15 protein-coding genes and 1 tRNA gene are annotated in these 17000 nt (G+C 72.5%); 9 read left to right on the forward strand and 7 right to left on the reverse strand.

What is annotated here, in order from left to right:
* Positions 1-123 precede the first annotated feature (123 nt).
* The 5 genes from ACZ7JZ_RS06990 to ACZ7JZ_RS07010 all read left to right on the forward strand — a co-directional run bounded on the left by ACZ7JZ_RS06990 (position 124) and on the right by ACZ7JZ_RS07010 (position 5583).
* The gene (locus tag ACZ7JZ_RS06990) at positions 124-606 is read left to right on the forward strand and encodes an FtsB family cell division protein (protein ID WP_470934028.1); all 483 of its coding nucleotides are present in this window, start codon (positions 124-126) and stop codon (positions 604-606) included.
* Positions 607-660: 54 nt separating this feature from the next.
* The gene (locus ACZ7JZ_RS06995) at positions 661-1200 is read left to right on the forward strand and encodes a DUF501 domain-containing protein (RefSeq protein ID WP_470934030.1); all 540 of its coding nucleotides are present in this window, start codon (positions 661-663) and stop codon (positions 1198-1200) included.
* Positions 1197-2138, forward strand: a complete 942-nt coding sequence (locus tag ACZ7JZ_RS07000; protein ID WP_470934032.1) for a Ppx/GppA phosphatase family protein — start codon at positions 1197-1199, stop codon at positions 2136-2138. Before ACZ7JZ_RS06995 ends, ACZ7JZ_RS07000 begins: the two co-directional genes overlap by 4 nt.
* Before the next feature lie 422 nt (positions 2139-2560).
* Positions 2561-3946: an NAD(P)/FAD-dependent oxidoreductase gene (locus tag ACZ7JZ_RS07005; RefSeq protein WP_470934034.1), complete on the forward strand. Its 1386-nt coding sequence runs from the start codon at positions 2561-2563 to the stop codon at positions 3944-3946.
* Positions 3947-4248: 302 nt separating this feature from the next.
* The gene (locus ACZ7JZ_RS07010; protein WP_470934036.1) at positions 4249-5583 is read left to right on the forward strand and encodes a class I SAM-dependent methyltransferase; all 1335 of its coding nucleotides are present in this window, start codon (positions 4249-4251) and stop codon (positions 5581-5583) included.
* 114 nt (positions 5584-5697) lie between these two features.
* Here ACZ7JZ_RS07010 and ACZ7JZ_RS07015 read toward each other — a convergent pair whose 3' ends face one another.
* Both ACZ7JZ_RS07015 and ACZ7JZ_RS07020 read right to left on the reverse strand, forming a co-directional pair.
* Positions 5698-8244 carry an ABC transporter permease gene (locus ACZ7JZ_RS07015; RefSeq protein ID WP_470934038.1) on the reverse strand — a complete coding sequence of 849 codons (2547 nt, stop codon included), beginning with the start codon at positions 8242-8244 and terminating at the stop codon, positions 5698-5700.
* Positions 8245-8358: 114 nt separating this feature from the next.
* Entirely contained in the window at positions 8359-9120 is a 762-nt protein-coding gene (locus ACZ7JZ_RS07020; protein ID WP_470934206.1) for an ABC transporter ATP-binding protein, read from the reverse strand.
* 425 nt (positions 9121-9545) lie between these two features.
* Here ACZ7JZ_RS07020 and ACZ7JZ_RS07025 point away from each other — a divergent pair.
* Positions 9546-9626 (forward strand) — tRNA-Leu (locus tag ACZ7JZ_RS07025).
* A gap of 369 nt (positions 9627-9995) precedes the next feature.
* Here the strand turns inward: ACZ7JZ_RS07025 and ACZ7JZ_RS07030 are convergent.
* On the reverse strand, positions 9996-10394 hold the full coding sequence (locus ACZ7JZ_RS07030; RefSeq protein ID WP_470934040.1) for a DUF6415 family natural product biosynthesis protein: 399 nt from the start codon (positions 10392-10394) through the stop codon (positions 9996-9998).
* A 348-nt stretch (positions 10395-10742) separates the two neighbouring features.
* Here ACZ7JZ_RS07030 and ACZ7JZ_RS07035 point away from each other — a divergent pair, with 348 nt between their 5' ends.
* Together ACZ7JZ_RS07035 and ACZ7JZ_RS07040 are read left to right on the forward strand one after the other, a co-directional pair.
* Entirely contained in the window at positions 10743-11507 is a 765-nt protein-coding gene (locus ACZ7JZ_RS07035) for a GntR family transcriptional regulator (RefSeq protein ID WP_470934042.1), read from the forward strand.
* Between the two features lie 146 nt (positions 11508-11653).
* Positions 11654-12505 (forward strand): Bax inhibitor-1/YccA family protein, encoded by an 852-nt coding sequence (locus tag ACZ7JZ_RS07040; protein WP_470934044.1) that lies wholly within the window; start codon positions 11654-11656, stop codon positions 12503-12505.
* Positions 12506-12614: 109 nt separating this feature from the next.
* Here the strand turns inward: ACZ7JZ_RS07040 and ACZ7JZ_RS07045 are convergent, their stop codons facing one another.
* The gene (locus ACZ7JZ_RS07045; protein WP_470934046.1) at positions 12615-12845 is read right to left on the reverse strand and encodes a DUF4287 domain-containing protein; all 231 of its coding nucleotides are present in this window, start codon (positions 12843-12845) and stop codon (positions 12615-12617) included.
* A gap of 119 nt (positions 12846-12964) precedes the next feature.
* Here ACZ7JZ_RS07045 and ACZ7JZ_RS07050 point away from each other — a divergent pair, with 119 nt between their 5' ends.
* Positions 12965-13321 (forward strand): hypothetical protein, encoded by a 357-nt coding sequence (locus ACZ7JZ_RS07050; protein ID WP_470934048.1) that lies wholly within the window; start codon positions 12965-12967, stop codon positions 13319-13321.
* Here the strand turns inward: ACZ7JZ_RS07050 and ACZ7JZ_RS07055 are convergent.
* From ACZ7JZ_RS07055 to ACZ7JZ_RS07065, 3 genes are all read right to left on the reverse strand, one after another.
* Positions 13305-14120: a hypothetical protein gene (locus ACZ7JZ_RS07055; protein WP_470934208.1), complete on the reverse strand. Its 816-nt coding sequence runs from the start codon at positions 14118-14120 to the stop codon at positions 13305-13307. The genes ACZ7JZ_RS07050 and ACZ7JZ_RS07055 overlap by 17 nt on opposite strands.
* 289 nt (positions 14121-14409) lie before the next feature.
* Positions 14410-15630 (reverse strand): acetyl-CoA C-acetyltransferase, encoded by a 1221-nt coding sequence (locus ACZ7JZ_RS07060; RefSeq protein ID WP_470934050.1) that lies wholly within the window; start codon positions 15628-15630, stop codon positions 14410-14412.
* Positions 15631-15874: 244 nt separating this feature from the next.
* On the reverse strand, positions 15875-16864 hold the full coding sequence (locus ACZ7JZ_RS07065; RefSeq protein ID WP_470934052.1) for an SGNH/GDSL hydrolase family protein: 990 nt from the start codon (positions 16862-16864) through the stop codon (positions 15875-15877).
* Between the last annotated feature and the right edge of the window lie 136 nt (positions 16865-17000).

Consider the following 17000-nt stretch of genomic DNA (forward strand, 5'->3'; position numbering starts at 1 on the left):
ACCGGAAGGGTGCACCGGCCCACGGCAAACCTTTCCGATCGCAGCACTAGCCTCCGTACGTCCCCGCCCCCGGTCCCGTACCGTGTGCGGGGACGTACGTGTGTAGGTGAGGGAGGCGGACACATGGCCGGGAACCGGGACCGGTTCTCCACCGCGACCAGGCTCAAGCAGCTCGGGGAGCGGACCGCCGCCCACGTGTACCGCTCGCAGTCCCGCCGCCAGGTCCGGCGCAGCCGCCTGACCGGCCGCGCGGCCCTGCTCGCCCTGGTCCTGTGCACGCTGATCGTCGCCCTCGCGTACCCCATGCGGCAGTACGTGTCCCAGCGCTCGGACATCTCCGAGCAGCAGCGCACCGCCGACGAGGCCCGCCAGCGCCTGGAGGAGCTGCGGGACGAGAAGGCGCGCTGGCAGGACCCGGCGTACGTCGAGCAGCAGGCCCGCCGCCACCTCCACTACGTACGGCCCGGGGAGGTCGGCTACACCGTGATCGACCCGGAGGAGGCGGCCGAGGAGCGCCGCCGCGCCGGGGAGGGCACCAGCGACCGGCCCTGGTACTCCAACGTCTGGGACGGCGTCGACAAGGCCGACCACCCAGAAGACAACTAGTCAGACGCGGACCGCGCCGGTCCGCCGGACCCGAACGAAGAGACTTCCGCAGGCATGCAGACGCCCCCGCCCCAGACCGACCGCACCGAGCCGACGGCCGCCGACATCGACGCGTTCCAGCAGCAGCTGGGCCGTCCGCCGCGCGGACTGCGGGCCATCGCGCACCGCTGCCCCTGCGGACAGCCCGACGTGGTCGAGACCGCCCCGCGCCTCCCCGACGGCACCCCCTTCCCCACCACGTACTACCTGACCTGCCCGCGGGCCGCCTCCGCCATCGGCACCCTGGAGGGCTCGGGGCTGATGAAGGAGATGCAGGACCGCCTCTCCACCGACCCCGAACTGGCCGCGCAGTACCGGGCCGCGCACGAGGACTACATCCGCCGCCGCGACGCGATCGAGGTGCTGGAGGGCTTCCCCAGCGCCGGCGGGATGCCGGACCGGGTCAAGTGCCTGCACGTGCTCGTCGGGCACTCCCTGGTCGCGGGCCCGGGCGTGAACCCCTTCGGCGACGAGGCCCTGGCCCTGCTCCCCGAGTGGTGGGCCAAGGGCCCCTGCGTCACCGCGTGCGGGGAGCGGACGGAGGAGACCGCGTGACCCGGGTCGCGGCCGTCGACTGCGGTACGAACTCCATCCGGCTGCTCGTCGCGGACTGCGACCCGGCCACCGGCGAGCTGGTCGAGCTGGACCGGCGGATGACCGTGGTCCGGCTGGGCCAGGGCGTGGACCGGACCGGCCGGCTGGCGCCCGAGGCCCTGGAGCGGACCTTCGCGGCCTGCCGCGAGTACGCCGCCGTGATCAAGGAGCTGGGCGCCGAGCGGCTGCGGTTCGTGGCCACCTCGGCCTCCCGCGACGCCGAGAACCGCGAGGAGTTCACCGCCGGGGTCCTCGCCGTCTTGGGCGTGGAGCCCGAGGTGATCTCCGGGGAGCAGGAGGCGGAGTTCTCCTTCACCGGGGCCACCAGGGAGCTGACCGCGCACGAGCACCTGGAGCGGCCGTTCCTGGTGGTGGACATCGGCGGCGGCTCCACGGAGTTCGTGGTCGGTGCCGACCGCGTGCAGGCCGCCCGCTCCGTGGACATCGGCTGCGTCCGCATGACCGAGCGGCACCTGGTCGTGGACGGGACCGTGACCGACCCGCCGACCGCGGAGCAGGTCGCGGCGGTCCGCGCCGACATCGAGGCCGCCCTCGATCTGGCGGCCGAGACGGTCCCTCTGGCCGGGGCCCGGACCCTGGTCGGCCTGGCCGGCTCCGTGACCACGGTCGCGGGGATCGCCCTGGGCCTGGACGCGTACGACTCCGCGGCCATCCACCACGCCCGGATCCCGTACGAGACGGTCCGCGAGATCACCGGGCGGATGCTGACCTCCACCCACGCCGAGCGCGCCGCGTACGGGGTCATGCACCCCGGCCGCGTGGACGTCATCGGCGCGGGCGCCCTGGTCCTCCTCGCGATCATGGAGCGCACCGGCGCCGCGGAGGTCGTCGTCTCCGAGCACGACATCCTCGACGGCATCGCCTGGTCGCTGGCCTGAGCGGTTCCGCCGGCATCCTCCGGAGGCCCGCGGGGCCCCCGGAGGGCCCCCGCGGAGGGACTTTGGTCCCGGCCTCCGGAGAAAGTTCGTGAAGTTCTTCACAAGGAAAAAGAGCCTGTCGGCCTCAATGGAAGGCGTTCGAGGGGTATTTCGGCGCCGATCCAAGGTCGACGGGCCCTTTTCGTCTGATTGCCGGAGGGTGTGCCATCCGTGTCAGACGTATGAACGAAGGTGGTGGTCCAGTCCGCGGACAGGGCTGGAGACCAGTTCAGGGCGGGTGTACAACGTGTGCACGGGCCCTGCGGTTCCCGTACCGGAACATGACCTGGGTCACGCGGGCCGCGCAGTGTAACAGAGGGCCTTCCGTACCTTGTGAAGGGGCGCACGAGCAGCCCTCCAACGGGTGCTGGATACTCGGATGCATGAGCACCACGGAGCGTCCCAGGATCCTCGTTGTAGGAGGTGGGTACGTAGGCCTGTACGCGGCCAAGCGCATTCTCAAGAAGATGCGCTACGCCGAGGCGACCGTCACGGTCGTCGACCCGCGGTCGTACATGACCTACCAGCCCTTCCTCCCCGAAGTGGCCGCAGGCAACATCTCGCCTCGGCACGTCGTCGTCCCGCTGCGACGCGTGCTGCCCAAGGCTGAGGTTCTCACCGGCCGGGTCACCACCATCGACCAGGACCGCAAGGTCGCCGTCGTCACGCCGCTGGTCGGCGAGGCGTACGAGCTGCCCTTCGACTACCTGGTGATCGCGCTCGGCGCCGTCTCCCGCACCTTCCCGATCCCCGGCCTCGCCGAGCAGGGCATCGGCATGAAGGGCGTCGAGGAGGGCATCGGCCTGCGCAACCACGTACTCGAGCAGCTCGACAAGGCCGAGTCGACGACGGACGAGAACGTCCGCCGCCGCGCCCTCACCTTCGTCTTCGTCGGCGGCGGCTTCGCCGGTGCCGAGACGATCGGCGAGGTCGAGGACATGGCCCGCGACGCCGCCAAGTACTACTCCACGATCAAGCGCGAGGACATGCGCTTCATCCTGGTCGACGCGGCCGACAAGATCCTCCCCGAGGTCGGGCCCAAGCTCGGCACCTGGGGCAAGGAGCACCTCGAGTCCCGCGGCATCGAGATCTACCTCAACACCTCCATGGACTCCTGCGTGGACGGCCACGTGGTGCTGAAGAACGGCCTCGAGGTCGACTCCAACACCATCGTGTGGACCGCCGGCGTCAAGCCGAACCCGGCCCTCGCCCGCTTCGGCCTCCCGCTCGGCCCCCGCGGCCACGTGGACACCGCCGCCACCCTCCAGGTGCAGGGCACGGACTACATCTGGGCCGCGGGCGACAACGCCCAGGTCCCGGACATGGCCCTGCGCAAGTCCGGTGTCGAGAACGCCTGGTGCCCGCCGAACGCCCAGCACGCGCTGCGCCAGGCCAAGGTCCTCGGCGACAACGTGGTCTCCGGTATGCGGGGCTTCCCGCAGAAGGAGTACGAGCACCACAACAAGGGTGCGGTGGCGGGCCTCGGCCTCCACAAGGGCGTGGCGATGATCGTCATGGGCAAGATGAAGATCAAGCTCAAGGGCCGCCTCGCCTGGTACATGCACCGCGGCTACCACGGCATGGCCATGCCGACCTGGAACCGCAAGATCCGCGTGTTCGCTGACTGGACCCTCGGCATGTTCCTCAAGCGCGAGGTCGTCTCCCTCGGTGCGCTGGAGACCCCGCGCGAGGAGTTCTACGAGGCCGCCAAGCCGGCCCCGGTCGCCGCGGCCCCCGTGGAGAAGGCCGAGAAGGCCAAGGCCTCCTGACCCGGGCCCCGGCCCGGTCCGACCGGACCCCCTGACCGGGGTCCCGCGGCAGCGCCCCCTGCGGGGGCCGCCGCACCGCACGTCCCCGAAGGGGCCGTCCGCCATCCGTGGTGCGGGCGGCCCCTTCGGCGTGCCCGCGGGGCCCTCCGGCGTTCCCGGCGGGGCCCTTCCGAGGCCTCGCGGGCGGCCCCTCCGGCGTTCCCGCGGGGGCCGCTCAGGGCCCCCTCCGGCGTGTCCGCACCGATTGTGCGGGCAGGCGGCGGGGTAGGGCGGTTGGTTGAGCCCCTCAGGAGGTGTTCGCCATGACCGACGCCGCTCCGCGGCTGACCGCCCTCGCCGAGACCCTGCTCGGCTCCCCCCTCCCACTGCGGATCCGCGCCTGGGACGGCAGCGAATCCGGCCCGCCCGGGGCCCCCGTCCTGGTGGTCCGCCGCCGCCGGGCCCTGCGCCGGCTGCTGTGGAAACCGGGCGAGCTGGGCCTGGCCCGCGGCTGGGTGGCCGGGGAGCTCGACGCCGACGGGGACCTGTACGGGCTGCTGGAGCAGGTCGGCGCACTGCTCTGGGAGCGCGGCCCGCAGGACCCGGCAGCCGCAGCCCCCGCGGCCCCCGCCAAACCCCCCGCCAGGGCCGCCGCCCGGCTCCGGGACCCCGCCGTCCGGGCCGCCGCCGGGGAGCTCGTCCGCATCGCCCGCCCCTGGCCCCCGCCCCCGCCGCCGCCCGAGGAGGCCCGCGGCCGCACCGGCGCCCGGCACACCCGCGGCCGCGACCGCCAGGCCGTCAGCCACCACTACGACGTGGGCAACACCTTCTACGAGCGCGTCCTCGGCCCGTCCATGGTGTACTCCTGCGCCTACTGGAGTCCCGGCAGCACCCTGGAGGAGGCCCAGCGGGCCAAACTCGACCTGGTCTGCCGCAAACTGGCCCTCTCCGAGGGCGACCGGCTGCTGGACGTGGGCTGCGGCTGGGGCTCCATGGCCCTGCACGCCGCCCGCGCCCACGGCGCCCGCGTCACCGGCATCACCCTCTCCGCCGAGCAGGCCGCGTACGCCCGCGCGCGGATCGCCCGCGAGGGGCTCGCCGACCGGATCGAGATCCGCGTCCAGGACTACCGGGACGTCCGCGACGGCCCGTACGACGCGGTCTCCTCGACCGGGATGGCCGAGCACGTGGGCGCGGACCGGTACCGCGAGTACGCCGGCACGCTGTACGGGCTGCTGCGCCCGGCGGGCCGGCTGCTGAACCACCAGATCGCCCGCCGCCCGGAGCCGGACGAATCGGCGTACCGCATCGACGCGTTCATCGACGCGTACGTCTTCCCCGACGGGGAGCTGTCCCCGCTGGGCAGCACGGTCGGGGAGCTGGAGCGGGCCGGTTTCGAGGTCCGGGACGTGGAGTCGATCCGGGAGCACTACGGGCTGACCCTGCGGGCCTGGGTGGCGCGGCTGGAGGAGCACTGGGCGGAGGCGGTCCGGCTGACCTCCCCGGGCCGGGCCCGGGTCTGGCAGCTGTACATGGCCGCGTCGGCGCTGGGCTTCGAGCACAACCGGCTGGGCGTGAACCAGGTGCTCGCGGTCCGCCCGGACGGGCGCGGCGGCTCGGCGCTGCCGCTGCGGACCCGGGTGTGGCAGGAGGGCTGAGGCCGGATCCGGCCGGTGCGGCCCCGGGGCGGTCCGGCCGGGAACGGCGGAGGGCCCCGTGGCGTGCTGCCGCGGGGCCCTCGCGCGTACCCGGTGCCGGGTGCCGGGGTCCTGCTACTCGGTCTTGATCGCCGTCAGCATGTTCAGCTTCGCGGCGCTGCGGGCCGGCCACATGGCGGCCAGGACGCCGACCAGGGCGGCGAGCAGGAGGAAGAGGCCGATCCGGTCGAAGGGGACCACCAGCGAGTAGCCGGGGATCGAGCTCTTGACGGTCTGGCCGATGGCCCAGGCGAGGAAGGTGCCGAGGCCCACGCCCAGGACCGCGCCGAAGAGGGAGATGGCCACGGCCTCCAGGCGGATCATGTTCTTGACGCGGCCGCGGTCCAGGCCGATGGCCCGCAGCATGCCGATCTCCTGCTGGCGCTCGAACACCGACATCGCCAGGGTGTTGACCACTCCGAGGACCGAGATCAGCAGGGCCATGCCGAGCAGGCCGTACATGATGTTCAGCATCATGTTGATGATGCCGCCGAAGGTGTTCCGGATGTCGGTCTGGTCCTGGACGCTGATGGCGGGGTTGTTGCCGAGCGCGTCGATGATCTTCTGCTCGTTGGCGGAGGACTCCCCGCCGGCCGTCTTGACGAAGATCTCGCGGATCTGGGGCTGCTCGCCGTTGGCGTGGGCGTCGAGGATCTTCGAGTCCAGGACGTACGGGGAGACGAACTCGTTCTCCTTGAAGATCGCCCCGACCTTCAGTGAGGCCTTTTTGCCGTCGTCGAACGTGGCCTGCACGGTCCCGCCGACGCTCACACCGGCCTTCTTCGCGGTCTTCTCCGAGACCGCGACCTGTCCGTCGGCGAGCGAGGACATCGAGCCGCTGAGCACGTCGAGGGCGAGGACCTTGTCGACGTCGTTCGGGGTGACGCCCGACACCGAGCTGAAGGTGTCGCCGCCGGTCTTGAACCAGCCGGCCTGCTGGATGCTGGCGGCCTCGACCCCGGGGGCCTTGCGCAGGGCGGGGAGCACGGACTTGTCGAGGCTGTCGCCGCTGGCCATGGTGACCATGTAGTCGGCCTTGACCACGTCGGTGGTCATCCGGTCGACGGCCTGGCCGACGGTCACGCCGAGCACGGTCAGGCCGGTGACCAGGGTCAGGCCGATGGCCAGGGAGGCGGCGGTGACGCCGGTACGGCGCGGGTTGCGGACGGCGTTCTGCGCGGCGAGCTTGCCGGAGACCCCGAAGGCCTTCTGGAGCAGCGGGCGGATCGCGGCGATGAACGGGCGGGACAGCATCGGGATCAGGACGATCACGCCGATGAGGGCGAAGAAGGCGCCGCCGCCGATCACGGTGCGGCCGTCGGAGCCCATGGAGGCGCCGGCGACGACCGCGGCCAGGCCGGCCAGGGTGAGGACCGCGCCGATGGAATTGCGGACGACCAGGGACTTGGCGGTGGCCGGCAGGTGGGCGCTGCCCATGGCGGCGACCGGGGCGATCTTCGCGGTGCGGCGGGCCGGCAGCCAGGCGGCCAGCATGGTGACCAGGATGCCGATGACCAGGGCGGTGACGACGGTGTCCGGGCCGATGACCAGCGGGCCGGCCGGGATCTTGGCGCCGAAGCCGTCCATGGCGGAGCGCAGGGCCACCGCGAGGCCCACGCCGGCGGCGAGGCCGATCGCGGAGGAGACCAGGCCGACCACGAGGGCTTCGAGGAGCACGGAGCGCTTGACCTGGCGGCGGGAGGCGCCGACGGCGCGCAGCAGCGCGAGCTCCTTGGTGCGCTGGGCGACCAGCATGGTGAAGGTGTTGTAGATGAGGAAGACGCCGACGAAGAGGGCGATGGCGGCGAAGGCGAGCAGCACCTGGTTCATGCCGCTCATGCCCTCCTCGATGTCCTTGGCCTGGCGCTCCGCGAGGGCGGCGCCGGTCTGGACGGTCGGGTCCTTGCCGACGACCGGCAGGATCTCCTGCTGGATCGCCGAGGCGCTGGCGCCGGGCTCGGCGGCCACGGACAGCTCGGAGTAGAAGCCGGGCTGGAGGTACAGCTTCTGCGCGACGGGGGTGTGGAAGAGGACGAGGCTGCCGCCCGCGTTGACCTGGCCGTCGTCGGTGGTGAAGACACCGGTCAGGGTGTACTCCTTCACCGGGCCGTTGGTGGCCACGCGGACCCGGTCGCCGACCTGGTACCCGCCCTTGGCGGCGGTCTCCTTGTCGAGGGCGACCCCGCCGTCCTCCGCGGGGCCGCTGCCCTCGGTGAACGCGTAGCGGGGGTCCTTGCCGTCCTTGCCGGGGGCGAAGTTGGAACCGGCGTTGGCCCAGCCGTTGCCGATCAGCTTGCCCTTGGCGTCGGCCACGCCGGCGAAGCCGGTGACGCGGCCGGAGACGGAGGCGACCCCGTCGAGGGCGGCGACCTTGTCGACCCGCTTCTGGCTGATGCCGGGCTCGCCCTTGGCGCCGTCCTCGCCGCGGGCCGAGCCGTGGTGGGTGACGACGACGGCGACGTTGTCGTAGCTCTTGGCGGACTGGCCGCTGAGGGCCTTGCCGAGGGTGTCGGTGAAGACGAGGGTGCCGGAGACGAAGGCGACGCCGAGGACGACGGCGAGCACCGTCATCATCAGCCTGGCCTTGTGCGCGAGGACGTTGCGCAGCGCGGTACGGAACATGGTGGAGGAGTCCAGGAGGTCGTGGTGGGCCGCGGCCGGGGCCGGGGGCCGGGCCGGGATCAGGAGCGCGGGCGGGCTGGGCGCGGCCGCCGGGGGAGCGGCGGCCTGCGGGCCTCAGCTGGTGCGGCCCTTGGTGTCGAAGGCCTTCATGCGGTCGAGCACGCCGTCTGCGGTCGGGCGCAGCATCTCGTCGACGATGCGGCCGTCGGCGAGGAAGATGACGCGGTCGGCGTAGGAGGCGGCGACCGGGTCGTGGGTGACCATGACGACGGTCTGGCCGAGCTCGCGCACGGAGTTGCGCAGGAAGCCGAGGACCTCGGCGCCGGAGCGCGAGTCCAGGTTTCCGGTGGGCTCGTCGCCGAAGATGATCTCGGGCTTGGAGGCCAGGGCGCGGGCCACGGCCACGCGCTGCTGCTGGCCGCCGGAGAGCTGGGTGGGGCGGTGGCTCAGCCGGCCGGAGAGGCCGACCATCTCGATGACCTTGTCCAGCCACTGCTTGTCGGCCTTGCGGCCGGCGATGTCCATGGGGAGGGTGATGTTCTCCAGCGCGGTCAGGGTCGGCAGCAGGTTGAAGGCCTGGAAGATGAAGCCGATCTTGTCGCGGCGCAGCTGGGTGAGCTGCTTGTCCTTGAGGGTGCCGAGCTCGGTCTCGCCGATGCGGACGGAGCCGCCGGAGAAGGTGTCGAGTCCGGCGACGCAGTGCATGAGGGTCGACTTGCCGGAGCCGGAGGGGCCCATGATGGCGGTGAACTGGCCCTGGACGAAGTCCACGGACACGTTGTCGAGCGCGACCACCTGGGTCTCGCCCTGGCCGTACACCTTGGACAGCTGCGTGGCGCGGGCGGCCACGGCGGTGCTGCGGGGGGTGAGGTTCATGGTGGTCACGGGGGGCTCCTGGGGGACTGCTCTCACGGTCTGCGGGACGTATTCCATCCTCGCGGCGGGACGCCGCCGCGGAATCAGCCGCCGTGCGGGTTCTCCGGCCCACTGGAGTCTGACCGGGGGACCCGGGCCCTCCTCCTTTGGTATGACATTCGGTCCGGGCGGGCGGGGGTGGCGGAGGGTGGCGCGCACCGGTGGCGGGATCCCTTCCCGGGCCATCGAAATCTCGTCAATTCCACACAGGCGTTCACGGCTTCGGGGCGGGCCGCACAGGGGGCCCACTTCCCGTTCTGGCGCCTGACGATCCCTCAAGCGCCAATAAAATCAGACAACATAGAAACGATCATCCCGTGTTCGGAGTCGCGGTTCCGGATAGGCTCACCCTGCGTTGCAAGGCTCCGCGCGGAGCCGCCCGCCTCGCCCGGATGGTGGAATGCAGACACGGCGAGCTTAAACCTCGCTGGCCTTAGGCCGTGCCGGTTCGAGTCCGGCTCCGGGCACGCAGCGCCCCTGGTGGCGACCCGTTTCCGGGCCGTACCCGCCGGTTCCCCTCCTCCCGTACCACCCTTCGCCCCCGGCGGCGGTCGTGCACGTGTGCGCACGCACGGGAGGAAGCCGACGCACCAGTTCCGGATCTCCGGACCCCCGCCGGGTACGTCCGCCGCCGTCCCGCCCGCGGCGCCCGCACCGGCTTCGGCCGCCCCGGCGCGAAGGGCGGCGCAGACCCCGGCGCACGACGCCCCGCAGCCCCCCGCCGCCGCGGCGACGGCTCCCGTCCCGCAGACCGCCCCCGGTTCAGAGGACTGCCAGGAGGACGGCGGTGAGGACCGCCAGGCAGCACAGGACGTAGCCGACCTGCCCGGCCGGGCTCACCCCGGCCACCGGCCGAACGCCGAGGGCGCCGCCACGACCCCGTACTCCGGCTCGGGCCTGCACCCGTGCAGGCCGAGGGCCTGGTGCAGGGTGCGGGCGACGCGGGCCAGCCCGCGGGTGTAGTTCCACGGCCCGAGCGGCCCGCTGCCGGCCCCCTCGGCGGTCAGCTGCTCCCAGTCGCCCAGCGCCCCGGCCACCCGCTGGTCGCCGTCGCGGAGCCGCTCGGCAGCCGGCAGGAGGGTCCGGGTATGGGCGAGCAGCTCGGCCGTCAGCTCGGTGAGGTTGTCGGCCTCCGGCTTGAAGGCGTACGGGGCCAGCGCGCGGCTGATCAGCACGAGCAGCCTTTCCGACGCGTGACCGGCGTCGTTCCCGGCACTGTTCTGGGGAGTCGTCACGTCATTGCCTTTCGGTTGATCTCGGCCCAGACGACATCCCGGTCGGCGGTCCGGCGGTGGCCGTACCGGTCGGCGGTCCGCAGGGCGGTGAGAAGGTCGGTGCGGGTTTCCGGGGTGAGCGCGGCCGGCAGTCGACCTCGAAGCGGATGGTCTCCGGGGTCTCGCTCATGTGCGGGGCGAGGCCCGTTGCGGCAGTGATCAGGGCCGCGAGGGCCAAGGCGCGCGGAGGCACACGGGACACAGCTCTCCCCTTGGTGTTCAAGCCGTCACTTTTCGTGAGGTTGAGTATTCAGCTTCAACCTGATGGGTTAGCTTGTCAACGTCGATCGCAGCACCCGGAGATGCGCCATGCCCCGCGAAACGCCCTACCTGCAGGTGGCCGATGCCCTGCGTGCCCGTATCCAGGCGGGCGAGTGGGCGGTCGGCGACAAGCTGCCGTCGCGTGCCCGGTTCGCCGCCGAGTACGGCGTCGGTCAGTCCGTGGCGCAGCGCGCCATGGAGCGGCTCATCATCGAGGGGCTCCTCGAAGGCCGCGCGGGTTCGGGCACGTACGTCCGGCGGCCGCGGGAGCGGTTGCGGATGGTGAGGTCCCGGCACCGGGAGCGTCGCGGCGGCAGCCCGTTCCGTGCGGACATGCGGGAGGCGGGCCGCGCCGGCACCTGGGAGTCGCGCTCCGAGGCGCGGACCCCGGCGCCGGAGCACATCGCCGAGCGCCTCGCGCTGGAGCCGGGCGACCCCTGCGTCGTGACGCGGTACGAGTTCCTCGCCGACGGGCTGCCGGTGCAGCTGTCGGAGTCCTGGGAGCCGATGGCTGTCACCAACGGCACGCCCGTCGTCCTGCCTGAGATGGGGCCTTTCGCGGGCGCAGGTGTAGTCGAGCGGATGCGGTCCATCGGTGTCAGGATCGAGACGGCCGTGGAGGTCCCCCGGCCCGCTCGGGCCACCCAGGAGCAGGCGAACCTGCTCGGCATCAGCGTCGGCGACCTCGTCACCGTGATCGAGAGGACGTACTACGACGGCGACGGGCGGCCGGTCGAGACGGCGGACATCGTCGTCGCCGACATCCGCTGGGAGATCGCGTACGAGTTCGCCGTCGAGCAGCCCGGGGGCTGAACCCGCGGGCGGGGTGAGCGGGGCGCGGGTCTGGTCCGGCGGGAGGAATCGCCGGTGAAAAGATCCTCCCTCAGCAGTAGGGTGGTTTCTTTGCTAACGCATTACCCTTGAGTCAAGGCCGCGCACGGTGGCCACGGAGGAGTGAGATGAGGAGCAGCAACCCGGTCTTCTCGCGACGGGGGTTCAGCCGCGACAACGGCTACGCGGGCTTTGACGCGCAGCAGGTGCAGGCCGGGACCGCGACCAACCCGTACGCGACCAACCCGTACGCCGTAGACGCGCAGACCGGCATGCCGGCCGCGCCGCCGCGCGGCAGCGTGATGACCATCGACGACGTCGTGAGCCGCACGGCCATGACGCTCGGCACGGTCGTGCTGACGGCGGTCCTGTCCTGGGTCCTCCTCCCGGTCGACCCGGCCAACATCAACAAGTCGTACGGCATCGCCATCGGCGCCGCGCTCGTCGCGTTCGTCCTGGCCATGGTGCAGTCCTTCAAGAGCAAGCCCGCGCCCGCGGTGATCCTGGCCTACGCGGCCTTCGAGGGTGTCTTCCTCGGTGTGATCAGCTCGGCCGTGAGCACGTACGTCAGCCCCGGTGTGGTCATCCAGGCCGTGCTCGGCACGATGTGCGTCTTCGCCGGCGTGCTCTTCGCGTACAAGATGCGCTGGATCCGCGTGACGCGCCGCTTCTACGGCTTCGTCATGGCCGCCGCGGTGGGCTTCATGCTCCTCATGGTCGCCAACCTGCTCTTCAGCGTCTTCGGCGGCGGTGACGGCCTCGGCTTCCGCAGCGGCGGCCTCGGCATCCTGTTCGGTGTCATCGGCATCATCCTCGGCGCGTGCTTCCTCGCCCTCGACTTCAAGCAGGTCGAGGACGGCGTGACGTACGGCGCCCCGCGCGAGGAGTCCTGGCTGGCGGCCTTCGGCCTCACCATGACCCTGGTGTGGATCTACCTGGAGATGCTGCGGCTCTTCTCGATCCTCTCCGGCGACGACTAGCCGGACCGGTCGGCAGACCCACAGGAAGGCCCCGCGGGCAGTGCCCGCGGGGCCTTCCCCCGTTGTGGGGCAAAGGGGAGGGGGAGGGGGAGCGTGAGGGGAGTGCGGCTCAGCCCAGTCTGCGGGCGGCGCGGCGGAGGTCGTACTCGTGGATGATCGCCTTGGCCTGGCCGTAGGACAGCTCGTGCGCCCCGCGCAGCCAGCTGACCTTCTCCTCGAAGCGGCAGAGGGAGGGACCGTCCTCGACGGTGCGGAGCCAGTCGGACATCTCACGACCGGTGGTCTGGGGGATCCTGGAGATCATGTTCCGGTGGGTTTGCTCGGAGAACTCGACGGACATGGGCGCCTCCGTACTCATGCGGTACGACGAACCGGGTCACTCTTCGTACTCTTCACGTCACCGTGCCCGACCGTTCGCCCGTTGGCAACAGTGCCGGGGGGACGCGTAGGGTCGCGGGCGTGCTCGATACCTCACCGCTGACCGCCGCCGCCGACCGCTTCGCCGACCGGCTCCGGGCCGCCCCGCAGAGCCGCCTCCAGCGCGGCGCCGCCGCCGAGGCCCTGGCACTGGCCCGGGAGCTCGCACGGCGCGCCCAGGCCCTGGAGGAGGGCCCCGGGGCCGGTCCCGTACGGGAGATGCCGGACGCCGGGGTCTTCGTGGTGGGGGACCAGGTGGCCGTGGCGGGCCGCGACCTCGCCGAGGCCCTGCGCGGGGCCGCGGCGGGAGCGGCAGCGGGTACGGGAACGGCCCCGTCCGCGGAGCTGGACGAGGCCGTGGCGCTGGTGGAGCAGGCAGAGGTCAGAGCGATGCGATGACCCTGTCCGCGAGGATGTAGACGTTGTCCGCCGGGTCCTCCGGGTCGCCCGCGCCCCCGCAGGAGAACGTCAGGGCGTACGCGCCCGAGATCCCCGAGCCGCCCAGCAGCACCGGCGCGCTGCCGGAGCGCAGGGCCTCCGCGAGCCGCTCGGCGGTCTCCCGGTGCCCCGGGGTCATGCACAGCGTGGTGCCGTCCGTGAAGACGTACACGTCCAGCGTGCCCAGCGGGCCGGGGCGGACGTCCGCGAGGGCCGTACGGGCCTCCGCGAGCTCCTCCAGGCGGTTCACGGTCCGCTCGTGGTCCGCGTGCGGCGAGGGCTGCACGGGCACGAAGTCGGGGTGCGAGGGGTGGCGGCGGCGGGCCGCGGCCAGCTCGGGGGAGTCCTCCGGGAACTCGGGAGCGGCCGGCTCGTCCTCGAGGAGGGGCTCCAGGCCCACCATGTCGGCCTGGCGCGGCATGAAGAGCGGGCCGTCCTCGCCGAGCCCGGGCAGACCGCCCAGCAGCGAGGGGGCGTCCGCGGCGTCGCGGGCCTCCTGGGCGGCCCAGAAGGCGCGCGCCTCGGCGAGCTCGCGCTCGCGCTCCTCGGCGAGGGCCTCGGCCACGGCGGCCCGTATTTCCGCGGCGGGGGATTCGACGGTGCTGCGCGCGTGCGGCACCACCGGGCCGCGGTGGGCGGCCGAGGCGAGCAGCTCGCCGCGCAGGGCCGTGACCTGCTTGCGCAGGGCGTGGACGGCGTGCAGCGCAGCAGCGCCCACGGCCGTGGCAGCGGCCGTGGTCAGCAGCAGGGCAAGAGACATGGCGCTCACTGACTAACTCCTGATTGTTTCGATCCCCCGACTTCCTACCTCAGCTTGTCCCGAGCTGGGAATGGCGTGCAGTGCATTACGTCATGAAATGGACAGGTCTTTCTACCCGGCCGTTTGGTCCATACCTAGGCTGACCTGGGAAAAGACCAATCCCCCAGGATATATGTCACATCCTGGGGGAGATTCGGTCACGGCTCGGCCGCGGAGGGTTAGGAACGGCGGCCCGCCCCGCTGCGGTTCAGCCCGGGCGCTCGCGCCCCCGGTCGCGCTGAGCTGCGGTTCAGCTCAGGCGCTCGATGACCATGGCCATGCCCTGGCCGCCGCCCACGCACATGGTCTCCAGGCCGAACTGCTTGTCGTGGAACTGGAGGCTGTTGATCAGGGTGCCGGTGAGGCGGGCGCCGGTCATCCCGAAGGGGTGACCCACGGCGATGGCCCCGCCGTTGACGTTCAGCTTGTCGATGTCGATCCCGAGGTCCCGGTACGAGGGGATCACCTGGGCCGCGAAGGCCTCGTTGATCTCGACCAGGTCGATGTCGCCGATGGTCAGCCCGGCCCGCTGGAGGGCCTGCTTGCTGGCCTCGACCGGGCCCAGGCCCATGATCTCGGGGGACAGGCCGGACACGCCGGTGGAGACGATCCGCGCCAGCGGGGTCAGGCCCAGCTCGCGGGCCTTGGTGTCGCTCATGATGACCAGCGCCGCGGCGCCGTCGTTCAGCGGGCAGCAGTTGCCGGCGGTGACCAGGCCGTCGGGGCGGAAGACCGGCTTCAGGCCCTCGACGCCCTCCAGGGTGACCCCGGCGCGCGGGCCGTCGTCCTTGCTGACGACGGTGCCGTCGGGGGTGGTGACCGGGGTGATCTCCCGCTCCCAGAAGCCGTTCTTGATGGCGGCCTCGGCGAGGTTCTGCGAGCGGACGCCGAACTCGTCCATGTCGCGGCGGGTCACGCCCTTGAGGCGGGCCAGGTTCTCTGCGGTCTGCCCCATCGAGATGTACGCGTCGGGGACCAGGCCGTCCTCGCGCGGGTCGTGCCAGCCGGAGCCCTCGCTCTGGGCCACGGCGGCCGTACGGGCCTCCGCATCCGCGAAGAACGGGTTGTGGGTGTCCGGGAGGCCGTCGCTCGTGCCCTTCACGGAGCGGGAGACCATCTCGACGCCCGCCGAGATGAACACGTCGCCCTCGCCGGCCTTGATGGCGTGCAGGGCCATGCGGGAGGTCTGGAGGGAGGAGGAGCAGTAGCGGGTGATCGTGCAGCCGGGGAGGTGGTCCATGCCCATCTGCACGGCGACGATCCGGCCCAGGTTGTGGCCCTGCTCGCCGCCGGGGAGGCCGCAGCCGAGCATCAGGTCGTCGATCTGGCGCGGGTCCAGGGCGGGGACCTTGGCCAGGGCGGCCTGGACGATCGTGGCCGTCAGGTCGTCGGGGCGGATGTCCTTGAGGGAGCCCTTGAAGGCGCGGCCGATCGGGGAGCGGGCGGTGGAAACGATGACGGCTTCGGGCATCACGGCTCCAAGGGGGCGTGCGGTGGATTGCGGACCATGTGAAGTTACCGGCCCGTACGGTCAAGGTCACGGTGCCGGGGGTGTGACCCCTGACGCATCCCCCTGCGGGGCCTGTTCCCCACCCCGCCCCTTCCCGAACTGGGGCTCCGCCCCGGACCCCGCGCCTCAGACGCCGGCGGGGCCGGATGGTGCCGCGGCGTTCGAGCGCACCGGGCGCGGAGCGCACGGTCTCCGTGCAGCCGGGTCACAGGGGGGACTGTTGGGGGTCCGTGGCCGGGACTCGGCGGCGGCGGCGGTATTTGAGGAGGGCCCAGGGGGCGCGGGCCGCCGTGACCTCCGTACCGGCCTGGCCCGCCGCCGCGGACGCCGCCTTCGCGACCGGCAGCATGTCCTCGTTCCGCGCCGCGTCCAGCCGGTCCGCCTCCGGCCACAGCCCCAGCGCCGCCGCCACCGTCGGCAGGACGGCCATCGCGGCCGTCGCGTACCCCTCCGCCGAGGGGTGGTAGGCGTCGGGCCCGAACATCTCCCGCGGGTTCGCCGCGAACTCGGGGCCCAGCAGGTCGCCCATGGAGACCGTACGGCCGCCCTGCTCGACCACCCCGATCGTCTGCGCCGCGGCCAGCTGCCGCGAGACCCGCCGGGCCACCCACCGCAGCGGCTGGTACACCGGCTCGATCGTGCCCAGGTCCGGGCAGGTGCCCACGACCACCTCCGAGCCCGCCCCGCGCAGCCTCCGCACGGCCGCCGTGAGCAGCCGTACGGACTGGGTGGGCGGCATCCGGCGGGTGACGTCGTTCGCCCCGATGATGATCACGGTCACGTCCGGCAGGAAGCCCGTGTCGTCCAGGACCAGCCGGACCTGCCGGTCGAGGTCGTCCGACATCGCACCCGAAAGGGCCACGTTGCGCAGTTCCACCGGCCGCTCGGCCACCGCCGCCAGGCCCGAGGCCAGCAGCGCCGCCGGGGTCTGCCGGGCCCGGTGCACGCCCAGCCCCGCCGCCGTGGAGTCGCCCAGCATCGCCAGCCGCAGCGGTTCGGCCCCCGGCCCGCCGAACTCCGCGCCGTACCGCCCGTCGGCCCGCGGCGGCTCCGCCTGCAGGGTGCCGACCGTCCGCTTGGCCAGCTGCACCTCGGCGAGGACCAGCCCCACCGCCGCCGCGCCGAGCAGGCCGATGCCGCCCCCGCCGTATGCCGCGCCCGCCGCGATCCGGCGCGCCGTCCTCGCCCTGGACACCCTTCCGGCCACCTCCTCGTCGCGACCCGGCCGTCCGTCACGTCAGGTGTCCTCTACCTGCCCCGTACGTACGGTCGGCCAATCGCTTTGCGCATAGTCTGGCGGTGCCTCCCGGAGAACCCGTGGAGTCCCCTCC

Source organism: Streptomyces sp. NPDC038213, from assembly GCF_055600495.1.

Coding starts and splice junctions, on each gene's coding strand:
- ACZ7JZ_RS07015 (WP_470934038.1), bottom strand. CDS start 8,244: ATGTTCCGTACCGCGCTGCGCAACGTCCTCGCGCACAAGGCCAGGCTG.
- ACZ7JZ_RS07055 (WP_470934208.1), bottom strand. CDS start 14,120: ATGTCTCTTGCCCTGCTGCTGACCACGGCCGCTGCCACGGCCGTGGGC.
- ACZ7JZ_RS07010 (WP_470934036.1), top strand. CDS start 4,249: ATGACCGACGCCGCTCCGCGGCTGACCGCCCTCGCCGAGACCCTGCTC.
- ACZ7JZ_RS07045 (WP_470934046.1), bottom strand. CDS start 12,845: ATGTCCGTCGAGTTCTCCGAGCAAACCCACCGGAACATGATCTCCAGG.
- ACZ7JZ_RS07020 (WP_470934206.1), bottom strand. CDS start 9,120: ATGAACCTCACCCCCCGCAGCACCGCCGTGGCCGCCCGCGCCACGCAG.
- ACZ7JZ_RS07005 (WP_470934034.1), top strand. CDS start 2,561: ATGAGCACCACGGAGCGTCCCAGGATCCTCGTTGTAGGAGGTGGGTAC.
- ACZ7JZ_RS06990 (WP_470934028.1), top strand. CDS start 124: ATGGCCGGGAACCGGGACCGGTTCTCCACCGCGACCAGGCTCAAGCAG.
- ACZ7JZ_RS07035 (WP_470934042.1), top strand. CDS start 10,743: ATGCCCCGCGAAACGCCCTACCTGCAGGTGGCCGATGCCCTGCGTGCC.
- ACZ7JZ_RS07060 (WP_470934050.1), bottom strand. CDS start 15,630: ATGCCCGAAGCCGTCATCGTTTCCACCGCCCGCTCCCCGATCGGCCGC.
- ACZ7JZ_RS07040 (WP_470934044.1), top strand. CDS start 11,654: ATGAGGAGCAGCAACCCGGTCTTCTCGCGACGGGGGTTCAGCCGCGAC.
- ACZ7JZ_RS06995 (WP_470934030.1), top strand. CDS start 661: ATGCAGACGCCCCCGCCCCAGACCGACCGCACCGAGCCGACGGCCGCC.